Origin of the sequence: Actinoplanes sp. L3-i22 (assembly GCF_019704555.1) — a bacterium.
Taxonomy (GTDB): domain Bacteria; phylum Actinomycetota; class Actinomycetes; order Mycobacteriales; family Micromonosporaceae; genus Actinoplanes.
Genome location: NZ_AP024745.1, coordinates 2,119,145 through 2,134,656, shown reverse-complemented (window position 1 = coordinate 2,134,656; position 15,512 = coordinate 2,119,145). Strand labels below are relative to the sequence as shown.

12 protein-coding genes are annotated in these 15,512 nt (G+C 73.3%); 9 read left to right on the top strand and 3 right to left on the bottom strand.

The window, feature by feature from the left end; all coding sequences use genetic code 11:
* Positions 1–105: 105 nt before the first annotated feature.
* The 9 genes from L3i22_RS09785 (at position 106) to L3i22_RS09745 (ending at position 9,767) form a co-directional block, all read left to right on the top strand.
* Positions 106–1,440 (top strand): serine/threonine-protein kinase, encoded by a 1,335-nt coding sequence (locus L3i22_RS09785; RefSeq protein WP_221326642.1) that lies wholly within the window; start codon positions 106–108, stop codon positions 1,438–1,440.
* Between the two features lie 15 nt (positions 1,441–1,455).
* Positions 1,456–2,451: a 3-oxoacyl-ACP synthase III family protein gene (locus L3i22_RS09780; RefSeq protein ID WP_221326641.1), complete on the top strand. Its 996-nt coding sequence runs from the start codon at positions 1,456–1,458 to the stop codon at positions 2,449–2,451.
* Complete coding sequence (locus L3i22_RS09775) at positions 2,448–3,191, top strand: glycosyltransferase family A protein (protein ID WP_221326640.1); 744 nt, start codon at positions 2,448–2,450, stop codon at positions 3,189–3,191. Before L3i22_RS09780 ends, L3i22_RS09775 begins: the two co-directional genes overlap by 4 nt.
* Before the next feature lie 6 nt (positions 3,192–3,197).
* Positions 3,198–4,634 (top strand): class I adenylate-forming enzyme family protein, encoded by a 1,437-nt coding sequence (locus L3i22_RS09770; RefSeq protein ID WP_221326639.1) that lies wholly within the window; start codon positions 3,198–3,200, stop codon positions 4,632–4,634.
* Positions 4,631–5,383: a glycosyltransferase gene (locus tag L3i22_RS09765; RefSeq protein ID WP_221326638.1), complete on the top strand. Its 753-nt coding sequence runs from the start codon at positions 4,631–4,633 to the stop codon at positions 5,381–5,383. The genes L3i22_RS09770 and L3i22_RS09765 overlap by 4 nt, the downstream gene beginning before the upstream one ends.
* Positions 5,380–6,453, top strand: coding sequence for a cytochrome P450 (locus tag L3i22_RS09760; RefSeq protein ID WP_221326637.1), 1,074 nt, complete (start codon positions 5,380–5,382; stop codon positions 6,451–6,453). The genes L3i22_RS09765 and L3i22_RS09760 overlap by 4 nt, the downstream gene beginning before the upstream one ends.
* Positions 6,450–7,403, top strand: a complete 954-nt coding sequence (locus L3i22_RS09755) for an NAD(P)-dependent oxidoreductase (protein WP_221326636.1) — start codon at positions 6,450–6,452, stop codon at positions 7,401–7,403. The genes L3i22_RS09760 and L3i22_RS09755 overlap by 4 nt, the downstream gene beginning before the upstream one ends.
* Before the next feature lie 288 nt (positions 7,404–7,691).
* The gene (locus L3i22_RS09750; RefSeq protein ID WP_221326635.1) at positions 7,692–8,312 is read left to right on the top strand and encodes a TetR/AcrR family transcriptional regulator; all 621 of its coding nucleotides are present in this window, start codon (positions 7,692–7,694) and stop codon (positions 8,310–8,312) included.
* A gap of 363 nt (positions 8,313–8,675) precedes the next feature.
* Entirely contained in the window at positions 8,676–9,767 is a 1,092-nt protein-coding gene (locus L3i22_RS09745; RefSeq protein WP_221326634.1) for a GtrA family protein, read from the top strand.
* A gap of 779 nt (positions 9,768–10,546) precedes the next feature.
* Here L3i22_RS09745 and L3i22_RS09740 read toward each other — a convergent pair.
* The 3 genes from L3i22_RS09740 to ctaD all read right to left on the bottom strand — a co-directional run bounded on the left by L3i22_RS09740 (position 10,547) and on the right by ctaD (position 15,367).
* On the bottom strand, positions 10,547–11,107 hold the full coding sequence (locus tag L3i22_RS09740) for a TetR family transcriptional regulator (RefSeq protein ID WP_221326633.1): 561 nt from the start codon (positions 11,105–11,107) through the stop codon (positions 10,547–10,549).
* Between the two features lie 968 nt (positions 11,108–12,075).
* Positions 12,076–13,488, bottom strand: coding sequence for a hypothetical protein (locus L3i22_RS09735; RefSeq protein ID WP_221326632.1), 1,413 nt, complete (start codon positions 13,486–13,488; stop codon positions 12,076–12,078).
* A gap of 136 nt (positions 13,489–13,624) precedes the next feature.
* Entirely contained in the window at positions 13,625–15,367 is a 1,743-nt protein-coding gene (gene ctaD, locus L3i22_RS09730) for a cytochrome c oxidase subunit I (RefSeq protein WP_221326631.1), read from the bottom strand.
* Between the last annotated feature and the right edge of the window lie 145 nt (positions 15,368–15,512).

Genomic DNA, 15,512 nt, shown 5'->3' with positions numbered 1-15,512 from the left:
CGTGGCGTTCCCTGGACCGCCCGATATCCGACAGGCATTGGCTGTCTACGCGCGGTAGCGTTCCGATTACTGTTTGCCAATATCGGGGGTGCCACGTTGGTAACGGTGCAGACGGTCATAGCCGGCCGTTACCGGATCATCCGGCCGCTCGGCTCGGGGGGAATGAGCCATGTCTGGCTGGCGCACGACGCTGTCCGGCACGTCGACGTCGCGATCAAACAGTGCACGATTCCCGAGGGTCTGCACCCCGACCAGCGGGCCGTGGTGCGCACCTGGGCGGTCAGCGAGGCGCAGGCGGTGGCCCGGGTCCGGCACCCGCACGTGATCCGCACGCTGGACGTGCTGCCCGACCCGGAGGGCCCCTGGCTGATCATGGAGTTCGTCGCCGGCCGCTCGTTGCAGCAGGTCATCCAGGAGCAGGGCCCGCTGCCACCGGCCCGGGTCGCGCAGATCGGCCTGGCCGTGCTGGACGGGATGACCGCCGCGCTGCGGGCCGGGCTGCTGCACCTCGACGTCAAGCCGGGCAACGTGCTGATCGGTGACGACGGCCGGATCGTGCTGATCGATTTCGGACCGGCGGTGACCGCGCCCGGGGTGGCCGCGCTGACCGCGGCGCGCGTGGTGCTCGGCTCGCCGAAGTACATCGCGCCGGAGCGGCTCTTCGAACGGACGTCGACCGCCGACTCCGACATGTGGTCGCTCGGGGCGACGCTCTACCACGCGGTGGAGGGGCGGCCGCCGTACGCGCGCAGCAGCACCGCCGCCACCCTGCGCGCGCTGGCCGCCGGCCCGCCGGACGCCCCGCGCCGGGCCGGGCCGCTGACCCCGGTCCTGGCCGGGCTGCTGCGCCACCACCCGGCCGCCCGGATCAGCCCGCGCGAGACCGCCGACCTGCTGCGCCGGGTGATCACCCCGCCCCGCTCGAAGATCCGGCGGCGGGTCCCGGCGATGGCCGCCGCGCTCACCCTGATCGGCGCGCTGGCGGTCGGCGGCAGCGCCCAGGGCGGCGAGCAGCCGATCCCGGCGCCGGCCGGTTTCGCCTGGTGGGAGGACCCGGGCGGCTTCCGGGTCGCGGTCCCGGCCGGCTGGCCGTCGAGCCGGATGCTCGGCACGGTCACGTTCAGTGACCCGGGCGAGCGGGTCACGCTGCGGATCAGCCGGTGGCCGCACCCGCCCGACGACGTGGTCGCCGCGCTGGTCGAGGAGGAGCGCTCGGTGCGCCTGGTGGCGTACCGGCGGGTGCGGATGGAGGCGCTGCTCGAGCCGCCCGACGCGGTGTGGGAGTACACGTACACCGATCCGGAGAGCGGGCCGATGCGCGGGGTCCGCCGGGTGGTCGGCACCGACGACGGAACATACGTCGTCGAGTGGCGTACGACACGTTCCGAATGGGCAGCTGAGCTGCCCAAATTGTCGATGGTCCTGGAGTCGCTCGACTAGGGCACAATGTCGCGCATGTATGTCGGGATCACCGGGGTGGGCGCGTACCTTCCGGAACGCGAAGTCACCACCGGCGAGTTGCAGGACGGCGTGGCCGCCGCCGGCGGGGTCCGCCTGCCGCGCGGGCTGTTCGCCCGCCTCACCGGCATCGAGCGCCGCCGGATCGCCGGCCCGGAGGAGTACGCCTCCACCCTCGCCCTGCACGCCGCCCGCGAGGCCCTGGCCCAGGCCGATCTCGATCCGCTCGACATCGACCTGCTGCTGTTCGCCTCGGCCTCCCGCGACATGGTCGAGCCGGCCACGGCGCACATCGTGCAGACCGCGCTGGGCAGCCGCGCGCACGCCCTGGACGTCACCAACGCCTGCAACAGCTTCGTCAACGGGATCGACGTCGCCCGGTCGATGATCCTGGCCGGGCGGGCCCGGCGTGCCCTGGTCGTCACCGGCGAGACCCCGACCCGGGTGATGCGCGGCCGGGTCGACAGCCTGGAGCAGGCCCGCCGGGCGTTCGCCGGGTTCACCTTCGGCGACGCCGGCGCCGCCGTGGTGGTCGAGCCGGTCGAGCGCGGCGGCATCCTGGACATCGACACCGAGACGCACTCGCGGCACTGGACGGTCGGCGGCATCCCGGGCGGCGGGTCCCGGCATCCGCGCGGCGACGAGCACACCTACTTCGCCGGCGACGGGCACCGGCTGCGCGGCGTGTTCGAGAAGGTCGGCGCCAGCATCCTGGACCGGGTCCGGGCCCGCACCGGGTTCGAGCACACCGACTACGCGAAGATCCTGGTGCACCAGGTGACGCTGCCCTACCTGGACCGGTTCGTCGAGGTCACCGGCGTGCCGCGGGACCGGCTCGAGGTGACCGTGACGGGACTCGGGAACGTGGCGAGCGCGACCCTCGGCGTACAGCTCAATCGGGTTTTTCCTGATCTTGAAGCGGGGGATCGGGTGCTGTTGATGGGGCTGGGCGGCGGGGTCAGCATCATGACGATGGTGTGGGAGCGCTCGTGACCGCGACTGATCTGTGGGTGATCGTCCCGGCGTTCAACGAGGCGGCCCGGATCAGCGCCACCCTCTACGCCCTCGCGGCGCAGACCGATCGGGACTTCACCCTGCTCGTGGTCGACAACGGCTCGACCGACACGACCGCCGACACGGTCCGCGCGTTCGCCGGGTGCGCGCCGTTCCCGGTCCACGTGCTGACCGAAACCGAGAAGGGGGTCGGCTGCGCCGTCGACACCGGGTTCCGGCACGCCATCGCGGCCGGAGCGACGTTCCTGGTCCGGACCGACGCGGACTGCCTGCCCCGCCCCGGCTGGGTCGCCGCGGCCCGCGCCGAACTGACCGCCGGCGCCGGAATGGTCTGCGGAAAGATCACCGCACGGCACGACGAGCACGGGCCGGCCGGGCGCGCGTTCTTCGCCGCGCTGGTCGCGCTGGCCGCCGCGTTCGGCCGACTCCGCCCCGCGCACCGCGGCGACGGCTACCTCGCGCCGTACCGGATGCACGCCGGCAACAACATGGCCATCACCGCCGGCCTCTACCAGGCCTGCGGCGGCATGCCGCGACGCCCGTCGCCGACCGACCGGATGTTCCTCAACCGGGTCCGCGGCACGACCGCGGCGATCACCCACAGCCGCCACATGATCGTGGAGAACTCGACCCGCCGGCTCCGCGCCTACGGTGTCGTCCGGACCGCGAAGTGGTACCTCGACCAGGGCAGCGGCCCGCTGACCCCGGATCCCAGGTAGCCGGCCGTGCTCGACGAACTGAACGCCGGCCTCCGGCCCGGCGACGACACCCCGGCCCTGCTGGGCCGGCGCGGGATCTCCCGGGGAGATCTGGCGGCATTGCGCGATGTGTACGCCGGCGCCCTGCACGCCCGCGGCCTGCGCCCCGGGGACACCCTGGGAGTCGCCGTCCGCCCCGGGCCACGCTCGCTGGCGGTCCTGCTCGCGGCGTACCGGATGGGGCTGCGGATCGCCGTCCTCGACCCGTCCGCCGGCCCGGACGTCCTGGTCGCGCGGCTGGGCCTGGCGCGGCCGGCGCTGATCGTGGCGGACGCCGCCGCGCAGGCCGTCGCGAGTTGGGCCGCGCCGCTCGCCCGCCGGGCCGGCCTGTCGCTGCCGGACCTGTCCCGCCTCGCCCCGACCGTCACCGTGGGCCGCCGCCTGCCCGGCTCCGCTCCGTCGCTGCGGCCCGGCGGCACGCCACCCCCGGTCTTCGACGGCGACGGCGACGCGGTGATCATCTTCACCTCGGGAACGACCGCCAGCCCGCGCGCCGTCGTGCACACCCGGGCCGGCCTCGGCACCGGGATGCGCGCGGTCGCGGACCTGGTCCGGCCGCGGGCCGGCGTGCCGATCCTCGGCGGGATGTTCTTCGTGCTGGTCCCGTCGCTGGCCGCCGGGGCGCCGGTGGCCGTGCCGACACGCCGCCCCCGGACCCTGGCCCGGCAGATCGCGACGCTGAAACCGCAGGCCACCTACCTGACGCCGCCGCTGCTGCGGGCCGCGCTGGACGCCGGGGTGCCGTTCCGCGGCCGCGTCTACAGCGGGTCGGCGCCGGTGTCGGCCGCGCTGCTCAGCCGGGTGCGGGCGGCCGGGGCCGAGGAGGCCTGGTGCGTCTACGCACTGACCGAGGTCTTCCCGGCGGCCGCGATCGAGGCCGGGGCGAAGGCCGCGCACCCCGGCGACGGCGATCCGGTCGGCGAGCTGCTGCCCGGGGTCCGCGCCCAGCTCACGCCCGGCGGGGAGCTGCGACTGGCCGGGGCCGGGGTCTGCGACCGGTACCTCGGCGCGGAACCGCACGAGTGGGTCGCCACCGGCGACATCGCCCGGCTCGACGGGCGGAACGTGGTGCTCGCCGGACGCGCCAAGGACATGATCCTGCGCCGGGCCGAGAACATCTATCCCGGACTCTACGAGCCGTCGCTGCACGTCCCGGGGGTGTCCCTGGCGATCCTGGTCGGGGTGCCGGCCGGGGACGGCGACGAGGACGTGGTCGCGATCGTGGAGACGTCACCCGGCGCCGACCGGGCCGCCGTGGAGGCCGCGCTGCGGGAGCCACTGCGGCGGATGGGGGCGGCGCGGCCGGACCGGGTGCTCTTCGCACCCGTGCCGCTGGCCGGGCGCTCCCGGAAACCGGACCGCGCGGCGGCTGCGGCATTGGCCCTTTCCGGGGTACGACGATGAGGCCGCTCGCGGTGATCGTCCCCGCGTACAACGAGGCGGCGTCGATCGGGGCGACCCTGGCGGCGCTCGCGGCCCAGACCGACACCGACTTCACGCTCGTGGTTGTGGACAACTCGTCCACAGACGACACCGCGGGGGTGGTGCTCGGGTTCGCGGCGCCGTTTCCTGTCGAGGTGATCAGCGAAGCGGAACGTGGCGCCGGGACGGCCGCCGACACCGGATTCCGGCATGCCATCGCCGGTGGGGCGGTGCTGCTCCTGCGGACCGACGCGGACTGCCGGCCGGCACCGGACTGGGTGGCCACCGCCCGGCGGCACCTGGCGGCCGGGGCGGAACTGGTCTGCGGCCGGAGCGTGCCGCGGCGGGACGAGCGGCCGTCGATCCTCGAACGCTACGTGTTCCCGGGTGCGGTCCGGCTGGCCGCGCTCTACGGGCGGTATCGCAGCGATCACCGGCGGGCCGAGTTCCGGACGCCGTACGTGCTCATCCACGGGCACAACCTGGCCGTGACCGCCTCGCTGTACCAGCGCTGCGGCGGCACCGCCCGGGAGCGGCTCGAGGACGGTTCGGAGGACGTCACGCTGCTCAACCGGGCCCGGCGGCACACCGGCCGGATCGTGCGCGCCGAGGACCTCGTGGTGGAGAACAGCCTGCGGCGGCTGCGGGCCTGGGGCGCCCGGCGGACCCTGCTCTGGTACTGGGATCGCCGCTGGCGTCCCGCGACGTCGAACGAGGTGCACGTCCGATGACCGGCCCACGGCGGGCCCGGCGGCGCGACCGGCGGGTCTATCTGGTCAGCCATCCGGTGCTGTTCGGGCTGCTCGCGGCCACCCGGCGGTGGCCCGCGACGCGGTTGGGCAAGACGGTTCTGGTCCACTCGCGGGAGGCGTTCCGGGACGGTCTCACCCGGGTGCCGCTCGACCGGGCGGCGGCCGGGACGACCGGGGGCGCCGCCGGCGAGCTGACCGGCGGGGAACTGCTGTTCAACCAGGACGGTGCGGGGCATCGGGGCTCACGGCGGGAGCTCTCGGACGCGCTGAGCGCCGACGGGGTGCAGCGCCTGCGGCCGGTCTGGACCGCGGTTCTCGAACGTCGGCTGGCGCCGCTCGGCTCCGGCGGCCGGATCGACCTGGTCGACGTGACCGCCGAGATGGCCGGTGCGACCGCGGCCGCCCTGCTCGATCTGGACGTCGATCCGCGCGCGCTGGCCGGGGCCGCCCGGGCCGCCGCGGCCGCCGGTGCCCGCGAGCATCTGCCGGGCCTGCCCCGGCCCGGTGCCCGCCGCACCGCCGAGGCCGCGACCGCCCACCTCGCCGCCCTGCTCACGCCGCACTCCGCGCTGGCCGTGATGCTGGCCGTCGCGGCGATCAACACCACGGTCGCCGCGCTGCCCCGGGCCGCGGCCTGGTGTGCCGACGCGGACCTGTGGTCGTTCGCGGAGACCGATCCGGACGCGCTCACCGCCGAGCTCCTGCGGGTGACCGCGCCGACGCCGCTGCTCCCCCGGGTGGCCGCCGCCCCGGGAACGGTCGGCGGCTGCCCCGTGCACGCCGGTGACCGCCTGATCCTGGTGGCCCGGCACGCCGTGGACGCGCACCGGCTCGACCCCGACCCGGCCGATCCGGTGCCCGCGCAGGTCGCGCAGCTGGTCTTCGGGGTCGGGCCGCACGCCTGCCCGGGCGCCCGCCTGGCCCGGCACCAGCTCACCGACGCGCTGCGGGCGCTCGCCGTCCATCGGCCCCGGGTGGTCAGCGCGCGGGTCGATCGCCGCAGCGCCCTGCCCGGCTGGTCCCGCCTGATCCTGGCCCCCACGCGATGAGCCTCCGGGTGGTGGTCACCGGGGCCAGCGGCTTCTGCGGCTCCGCGGTGGCGCGGGCTGCCGCGGCGGTCGGTGCCGAGGTGATCTGTCTCGGTCGGCGGCCCGGGCCGGTGGGCGAGCATCGGTACTGGGACGCGACCCGTGGCGCGCCCGACCTCACCGGCGCCGACGTCGTTCTGCACCTGGCCGCGGCGGTGGGCGATCCACCGCCCGGGCGGGACGCCGGGTTCCACGCGGTCAACGTCGAGGGGACGGCTCGGCTGCTCACCGCCGTCGGCGGGCGCCCGCTCGTCTGGGTCAGCAGCGCCAGCGTGTACACGCCCAGCCGCGAGCCGATCCGGGAGGACCAGCCACTGGGCGGGCTGACGGCGTACGGGAAGACCAAAGCCGCCGGCGAGAGGCTTGCCTTGGCCGCCGGAGCTGTGGTTCTCCGGCCTCGCGCGGTCTACGGTGACGGGGATCCGCACCTGCTGCCGCGCCTGCGCCGGGCCATCAGGGGCGGACGCGTTCTGCTACCCGGGCCGGACATTCCGCTCAGCCTGACCGCCGTCGAGAACCTGGCCGACGCCTGCCTTTCCGCGGTCGGCTGGCCCTCCGGCGCCAGTCTTTCCGCGGTCGGACAGCCGGTTGGCGCCAGTCTTTCCGCGGTCGGGTGGCCGGCCGGGGCTTACAACATTGCGGACGCCGCGCCCTATCGCCGCGACGCGATCGTTGCGGCGGCCTGCGGTGTGCCGGTGCGGCATGTGCCGATTGCGCTGGCCCGGGCGGTGGCCGGGGTGGGGACGGCGGTCTCGCGCTTCACCGGGCGGGAGCCGGCCCTTTCCCGGTACGGGTTGGAGCAGGTGACCGTGCCGGTCGTGCTGGACATCGGGCGGGCTCGGGCGCAGGGGTGGAGTCCACGCCGGACGTTCGAGGACTACCTTGCCGGCCGCTCGGTTCTGCCGGCTTGAGCCCTACCTCGCGTTGGGCGTCCGCCGTTCGCATTGGGCGTCCGTCGCGTCGCGTTGGGCGTCCTAGGAAGATAGGAACCTTCCTTACGGCCGGGCTTCCTCCACTCCGGACATTCGGACCACCCCCGCGATGATCTTGCCGATCACCTCATTGCGGAACGCTCAGTTTCGAAAACTTTAGGGGTTTTCCAAGGCTTGGGACACCCAGCGGAAACACCCTGTTCCCATATTGACAGTCACGATCACATCGGCATGATGATCATCATTCGATCGATCACGAGGAGTGCCATGATCCCGACGAGCGCCGCGGACACCGTCCCGGCCGCCCGCCGCCGGGGCCGCCCGCCGGACCCGCACGCCCGTTCACGCATCCTCGCCGCCGCCGAGGGCCTGCTCGACGAGGCCGGATACCTCAACGTGACGATCGACGAGGTGGCCACCCGGGCCGGCGTCTCGAAGAAGACCGTCTACCGCTTCTGGCCGCACAAACCCGCCCTGATCTGCGACCTGATCGTGGAACGTTCCGCGGTCCTCCCGGTCCCCGACACCGGCGACACGCGCGCCGAGCTGACCACGCTGTTCAACCTGATCATCGAGTACCTGACGGCCGGCCCGGGCAGCACCATGACCCTGCTGGTCGCCGCGACCAGCGACGATCCGGGCACGCTCGCCCGGCTCCGCGACCAGGTGGTGGCGCCGCGCCGGGACATCGCCCGCAACGTGCTGCAACGCGGGATCGCGCGCGGCGACCTGCCGGCCGATGTGGACGTCGACGCGGTCCTCGACCTGTGGCACGGCCTGGTCGCGTACCGGGTCACCGGCCGCCCCGCCGTCCTCCCCCGGCACACCGTCGACCAGCTGGTGGACCTCGCGATGACCGGCAACGTCCCGCGTCTCCCGCCCACCTGACGCGGTCGCCCGGGGACGCGGCGTCCGCGGTGGGCACGGCCGTCCCGCGCCGAGCGCTCCGCTGTGACTTCAACACCCGATTGCGACGTACGGCCGTTGGCGGGCATCGCCGATCGGAAACGGCCCGGTAACGGCAAGGTTGCAGTCTCCGCGGGCGCCCGCGTGGCGTACGCACAGAATTTGGCCGGGCAAATCGCCATCTTCTACCCTGAAGCGGTCCAGTAAACCGGACAGAAGCCACCTCACACCGCCACCACGCGATGGCACAGGGTAACCCGCATCACCCTGTCAACATCGTTGACAGCGCCCGTCAACGATGTTGACACTACGGCGGTAACCATCGCTGTCCGAAAGCGTTCAGTCATGCAAAGACCATCCGCGTGGAACGCGACCGTGCCCCGCCAGCTCTTCTGGTTCATGCTGGTCGGCGCACTGAGCACGGTCCTGCAGACGATTGTGTACGTCTCCGTCCGTGAAGTGCTCGCCGCTACCTGGGCGAGCTGGCTGGCCCTGCTCGTGGTCACCCCGGCCAACACCGAGGCCCACCGCCGAGTCACGTTCAACGTGACCACCAACGCGATCGGCCGCCTCCACGGCGAAGCCGGCCTCACGTCGGTCGTCGTCTACCTGGCCAACCTCGCGGTCGCGCCGTGGTTCGCCGGAATCGCCGGGCCACACCCGTCATCCCTGACGGAGTCCCTGATCCTGGCCCTGACCGGCAGCCTGGTCGGCGGCGTCCGCTACGTCATCCTGCGCAGCTGGGTCTTCGCCGCACGCCGCCACACGCCGCAGACGCCGGCACCCGCGGACGAGGCCACCCCCGCGATCACGGCACCACCCGCCCGGCTGACCCGCCACACCCGGCGCAACACGCTGCGCGGCCAGTCGCTCCGGTTCCGCCCCAACGCCGCCCCCGTCACGGCCGGCCCCACCCCGGCCACCCACGCCGGCCTCACCACCAACGCCCCCACGATCACCGCCGCCGGTGCCACCAACGCCGCCACAATCACGGCCGCCGGCGCCACCACCAACGCCGCCACGATCACGACCGCAGGCCCCGCCGCCAACGCGGCAACGATCACCGCTGGCAGCCCTGCGGCCAATGCCGCCACGATCACCACCGCCACCCCCAGCACGATTGCCACCGGCCGCTCCAACGCGGTCGCCGCCACCGGCTCCAGCACCTCGGCCACAGCAGGCGTCGCCGATCGCGATGTCACCGGCGACAGGGCCACCGGCCTGACAAATGGGTTGAAAGCGGCGACCACCTTCCCCGCCTACCCGTCGACGGGCAACCTCACCGCCGCGCTGGCCTGCCTGGGAACCTTCGCCCCGATCCCGACGGCCGGCCTGTGCACGGGTCAGGCCAACACCGGCGTACTCAACCAGCGCCCGGCCGGCCGCCTCCGCACCTGGCACCGCAACCGCCGCCAGCACCTCACCGCCCGCAGCTAGCCCCCTCGGGCTGCCTGGGCCAGCCCTTCTCGGCACCGCCCGCTGCTAGCCTCTCTCGGCACTTGCCCCGCAGCCAGCCCCAATCGGCGCCCTCTCGCCCCCGAGACCCCGCCCTCTCCAGGGGGCAGGCCGCCACCGCCATTATCCCAAAAAAGCGGAAGATCACGCCGGCGGCCTGTGGACAAACCACCACTGTGGATAACCCATTCGGCCAGCGAAAACGGCATAGACTCGGGCTCGTATCCGCGAGCTTGACCCGGCACTCCGCGCCGTCACACACCGAGTCGCGATCTTCACCCCAGCGGGGTGCGGCGCGTCCTCCCACGGTGCGGCGTGGCACGGCAAAGCACGGCCTCGCGGCGCTGCGACGCGGCCTAGCGCAGCCTCCGCTCAGCGCCGCGCGAACCGGCGCCGCGCGAACCGGGCGGGCCCGGCGCAGGCAGCGCGGGCGCAGGCGCAGCGCGGGCAGCGCGGCGCGGGCAGCGCGGGTGCGGCGCGGGCAGCGCGGGCGCAGGCGCAGCGCGGGCAGCGCGGCGCGGGCAGCGCGGGTGCGGCGCGGGCAGCGCGGCGCGGGCTCGATGCGCGCGAACCGGCCCCCAGGGCGGCGCGAGCTGGGCGGCCCGGCCCAACGCGGGGCGGCCCGGCCCAACGCGGGGCGGCCCGGCCCAACGCGGGGCGGCCCGGCCCAACGCGGGGCGGCCCGGCCCAACGCGGGGCGGCCCGGCCCAACGCGGGGCGGGCTGGGCGGCGCAGGGTGGCTGGGTTGGGTGCGGGGTGGGTTATTGGGTGGGGTCGGCGCAGGTGAGGAGGCGTTGGATGGCGTCGCCGTAGAGGGTGATGACGGCGTTGTGTTCGGCGCAGGCCAGGGCTGGGTCGCGGACCAGCCAGCAGGCGTTGATCAGGCCGGCGAACTGGGCGGCGGCCAGTCGGGCTCGGAGTTCGGGGTAGGCGCCGCCGATGCGTTCGGCCAGTGGGGCTACGAAGACGTCGTGCATCGAGGCGCGGAGGCGGTCCTTGATCTCCGGGCGGTCCGAGGCGCTCAGCAGCGCGCGGTAGACGCCGGCGACCGGGCTGTCGGCGCCGGCCAGGACGTAGCGGACCAGTTCGCGGCCGATCGACTCCAGCGGGCCGGCCAGGATTGCGGACAGGTCGCCGGAGACCGAGACCGTGGCGAGGAACAGGCCTTCCTTGGATCCGAAATGCCGGATCACCAGGGCCGGGTCGCAGCCGGCCGCCGCGGCGATGGCGCGGACCGTGGTGGCGCCGTAACCGTCGCGGACGAACAGTTCCCCGGCTGCGAGGCGGATCGCGTCCCGGGGTGGGAGGTTCTGCGGCGGCACACGGTCATCTTATGGCGGATCCTCAGCCTGCCCACCCGGCCCATCGGCACTCCGCCGGGGCCTTCCGGCCCGAACGGGACCCACCGCGAGGGCACGGACAACCGGAAGGGGGCCGAGCCGATGCCGGGGCGCGGCGTGGGCTGGGCGCCGGGGTGGCGCTGAACGCCGGGGTGGGCCTGAACGCCGGGCTACGGCTGAGCGCTGGGGGCGGGCTAAGCGCTGGACTGCGGCTGAGCGCTGGAGGCGGGCTGGGCGCTGGACTGCGGCTAGGCGCTGGGGGTGGGCTGAACCGCCGGGGCGGCTGAGGTGGGGAGAGGAATACCGGCGGTCGGTCGCCGGAGCGAATCCCCACGGGTGGGGCGGTGACCGACCGCCGGAGTAGTCGCCGGGCGGGTCTGCCTGCCGACCCCCATCGGCTGGCGGGACCCGCCCGGCTCAACGAGCGACTTCCTCGGTAGACGCGGACACAACCATGTCCGGAGGTGGAAGGCAACCATCTCCCGGTACCGGAACCGGGCGCGCCGCGGAAAATGCCGCCCTGGCCGTGCCGGGGGCTTCGGGAGAAGCCCCGCGAGAGGCCGGGTGGAGCGGCATGCGGTGGGCGGAACCGGGGCCTTGCCGACACCGACACCGACACCGACACCGGAGAACAGCCGGCCGCTCGCGGGGCATCTGGCGGCCGGTCCCGCCGTTGCCCGGCGCGTAGGCGCGGGCGGGACCGGCCGGATCGGTGCTCGGCGTCGCAGCGGGGCGATCACGAGCGCTGGTAGCCGGGAGCTCAGCGTCCGGATCGACAAGTGCTGCGGCGGCGAGAACCGACGCCGGGGAAATCAGCGGCCCCAGGACCGAACAGGATCCCGGGGCCCGGGGCCAGCAGGCGGGCCGGGAGCCAGCGTCGGGGGCCAGCGGGCCGGTCGGGAGTCGGCGCTGGGAGGTCAGCGGGCCGGTCGGGAGTCGGCGCCGGGAGGTCAGCGGGCGGCGTGGGCGCCGGTTCGGCGGCGGCGGGTGAGGAAGAGGGCGGCCAGGCCGCCTACCACCAGGGCCAGGCCGCCCAGGCCTACCGCTGCCGCGTTGGCGCCGGTCAGGGCCAGGGCTCCGGATCCGGGGGTGCTGTCGGCGGGGTTGCCGCCGGCGATGATCTGGCTGCTGGCGGGTGTGGGGGACGTGGTCGTGGTGGCCGGGGCGGGCTGGTCGACCGGCTGGTCCTTCGGGGGTGTGTCCGTGTCGGGGACCTGGTCGCGGGGGACCGCGGCGCCGACCCGGCACGGGGCGGTCGCCGAGACCGACAGGTAGCCCAGGGCCACGTCCAGCAGGTGAGCCGAGCCGAGCTTGACCTCGATGCGGAGGGCGGCGGCATCCGCCCGTACGTCCGAATCGGTGATTTTCTGGTTTGCCTCGCCCAGCGAGAGGCGGACCGAGAGCAGGGCGGCCGGACGGTCCGCGGCGAGTTTGCCGAGCAGGCTCAGGGACACGCTGCTGTGCTCGCTGTCCAGGCCGGTGAGCGGTTTGCCGGCGGCGGTCACCGCGAGGACGGCGGGCTGGTAGGTGACCTTGGAGTGCTTCCGGTCGCCGCCGGCGACGGCCTCCAGCGTGGGCTGGTTGAGCACCTTGGCGGTGATCTCCTGCGGGGTGCCGCCGAACAGCGTCAGGTCGCTGAGGGCGATGCCGGCCCCGGAGCGTACGCCGATCCGCCCGCCCCCGAGCTTGACCAGATCCGTGGCGCTCTGCGTCGAGCCGGTCGGGCCGACCTTGAGCAGACTGGTCCGGCTGGGCAGGTGGGTGAGGCCGCTGACCGCCTGGATGGCCGGGGTGGTGCCGGCGCCGCCGAGGATGCTCAGGCCCTCGACCATGGTCGCGGCGCGGGTGAGCGGACCGGTCTGTCCGCAGTGGTACCGGTCGGTCCAGGTGGCCGCGGCGGTGGCCTTGCCGAGCTGGGCGGTGGCCAGGCCGCCGGCGTTGAGGGTGGCGAGCGCGACGTCGACCGGGCCGGGCGGGCCGCCGGGCGCGACGTGGTTGGCGACCGCGTTCTGCAGCGGCAGGCCGGGCAGGTGCATGCCGAGCAGCTTCGCGTCGGCGTAACTGGCGGTGGCGACGGACCGGCCGGTGGTGTTGGTCGCGAGGACGTCGCCGCGGGACGGGGCGAGCCGGACGTCGGCGAGCGCGGGCAGGCCCGGGGCGAGCGGACTCGGGTCCAGGATAGTGATCTTGGCGAGGTCGGCCTGGGACGTCGCGGCGAACCGCCCGTGGACGCAGGCTGTGCCACCGGCGTACGCGGGGGCCGACGGGATGGCCAGGGTCGCTACGGCGACGGCGGCTACGGCGGCGGGCGTGGCGCCGTGGGAGCGGCGCGGCCGGGGAACAGGGCGACGGGCGATCGACATGAAGCATCCTTCCGGACATAGGAGGAAGTGTCCGACGTTTCATCGGACTAGCCCTAAATCCGGCTACGGGAGCCTCAGTAGTCACTCATCATTCGGGCATACCGGCAAATGCGGCTATCTACCGCTTTGGTCCGAATTATCCGTTCGCTTGCTTTCGGGCCGCCTCGCGCTCGTCCGACAGGTCCTCCCCGTGCACCAACGAGCCCTCCGTCGGCGTCCCCCCGCTCCCCGCGACCGCGAGCTGCGGGAACTTCGCGTCGAACGCCGGCCGCTCCGACCGGATCCGCGGCATCCGGTCGAAGTTGCGCAGCGGCGGCGGGCACGAGGTCGCCCACTCCAGCGAGTTCCCGTACCCCCACGGGTCGTCCACCGTCACCGGCTCCCCGGCCCGGTACGACTTCCACACGTTGTAGAGGAACGGCAGGGTCGCCGCCCCGAGGATGAACGAGCCGATCGTCGAGACGGTGTTCAGCGTGGTGAACCCGTCGCTGGGCAGGTAGTCCGCGTACCGCCGGGCCATCCCCTCGGCACCCAGCCAGTGCTGCACCAGGAACGTCATGTGGAACCCGATGAACGTCAGCCAGAAGTGGACCTTGCCGAGCCGGTCGTCGAGCATCCGCCCGAACATCTTCGGGAACCAGAAGTAGATGCCGGCGAACACCGCGAACACGATCGTGCCGAACAGGACATAGTGGAAGTGCGCCACCACGAAGTACGAGTCGTGGACGTGGAAGTCGACCGGCGGCGAGGCCAGCAGCACCCCGGTCAGCCCGCCGAGCAGGAACGTCACCAGGAACCCGATCGCGAACAGCATCGGCGTCTCGAACGACAACTGGCCGCGCCACATGGTGCCGATCCAGACGAAGAACTTCATCCCGGTCGGCACCGCGATCAGATAGCTGAGCAGGCTGAAGAACGGCAGCAGCACCTGACCGGTGGCGAACATGTGGTGCGCCCAGACGCTCATCGACAGCCCGGAGATCAGCAGTGTGGCCGCGACCAGGGGTTTGTACCCGAACACCGGCTTGCGGCTGAACACCGGGATGACCTCGGTGATGATCCCGAAGAACGGGAGGGCCACCACGTACACCTCGGGGTGTCCGAAGAACCAGAACAGGTGCTGCCAGAGCATCGGGCCGCCGGTGTCCACATTGAACACCTGGGCCTCCAGGATCCGGTCGGCGGCCAGCGCGAACAGCGTCGCCGCCAGGAACGGGAAGACCAGGGCCACGAGCAGGCTGGTGAGCAGGATGTTCCAGGTCAGGATCGGCATCCGGAACATGGTCATGCCGGGCGCGCGCAGGCACAGGATCGTGGTGATCATGTTGACCGCGCCGAGGATCGTGCCCAGCCCGGAGATCGCCAGCCCGACGACCCACATGTTGCCGCCGGTCCCCGGGGAGTGCATGCCGCCACTGAGCGGCACATACGCCGTCCAGCCGAAGTCGGCGGCGCCGCCGGGCAGCGCGAAACCGGCGATCGCGATCGTCCCACCGAACAGATACAGCCAGTAGGCGAACGCGTTCAGCCGGGGAAACGCCACATCCGGCGCGCCGATCTGGAGCGGGACGACGAAGTTCGCGAAAGCGAACAGGATCGGGGTCGCGAACAGCAACAGCATGATCGTGCCGTGCATGGTGAACATCTGGTTGTACTGCTCGGGCGACAGGATCTGCATCCCCGGGCGGGCCAGCTCGGCCCGCATCAGCAGCGCCATCAGGCCGCCGACCATGAAGAACGCGAACGCCGTGACCATGTACATGATGCCGATCTGCTTGGCATCGGTGGTTCTGATCGTGCGGGCCAGCCACGAACCGCGCACCTCGCGGCGAACCGGCCAGGGACGTTTTTGAATCGGCCGCGGCGCAACGGTGGTCATTCCGGCCTCCTGCGGTGATGCGTTCGATCCGTTCGTACTCCCCCCGAATCGCCTTGCCAACCCGCGCCACACGCATCGTTCTCGGTCAACCCCAGCGCGTCGCGCCATCCGCACATCCCGGCACAAAACCCTCAAGATCAAACCC

What these genes read in the sequence shown, in the direction of transcription:
- L3i22_RS09780 (WP_221326641.1), top strand. Translation starts at nt 1,456, where the DNA reads ATGTATGTCGGGATCACCGGGGTGGGCGCGTACCTTCCGGAACGCGAA.
- L3i22_RS09765 (WP_221326638.1), top strand. Translation starts at nt 4,631, where the DNA reads ATGAGGCCGCTCGCGGTGATCGTCCCCGCGTACAACGAGGCGGCGTCG.
- L3i22_RS09760 (WP_221326637.1), top strand. Translation starts at nt 5,380, where the DNA reads ATGACCGGCCCACGGCGGGCCCGGCGGCGCGACCGGCGGGTCTATCTG.
- L3i22_RS09755 (WP_221326636.1), top strand. Translation starts at nt 6,450, where the DNA reads ATGAGCCTCCGGGTGGTGGTCACCGGGGCCAGCGGCTTCTGCGGCTCC.
- L3i22_RS09750 (WP_221326635.1), top strand. Translation starts at nt 7,692, where the DNA reads ATGATCCCGACGAGCGCCGCGGACACCGTCCCGGCCGCCCGCCGCCGG.
- L3i22_RS09745 (WP_221326634.1), top strand. Translation starts at nt 8,676, where the DNA reads ATGCAAAGACCATCCGCGTGGAACGCGACCGTGCCCCGCCAGCTCTTC.
- L3i22_RS09735 (WP_221326632.1), bottom strand. Translation starts at nt 13,488, where the DNA reads ATGTCGATCGCCCGTCGCCCTGTTCCCCGGCCGCGCCGCTCCCACGGC.
- ctaD (WP_221326631.1), bottom strand. Translation starts at nt 15,367, where the DNA reads ATGACCACCGTTGCGCCGCGGCCGATTCAAAAACGTCCCTGGCCGGTT.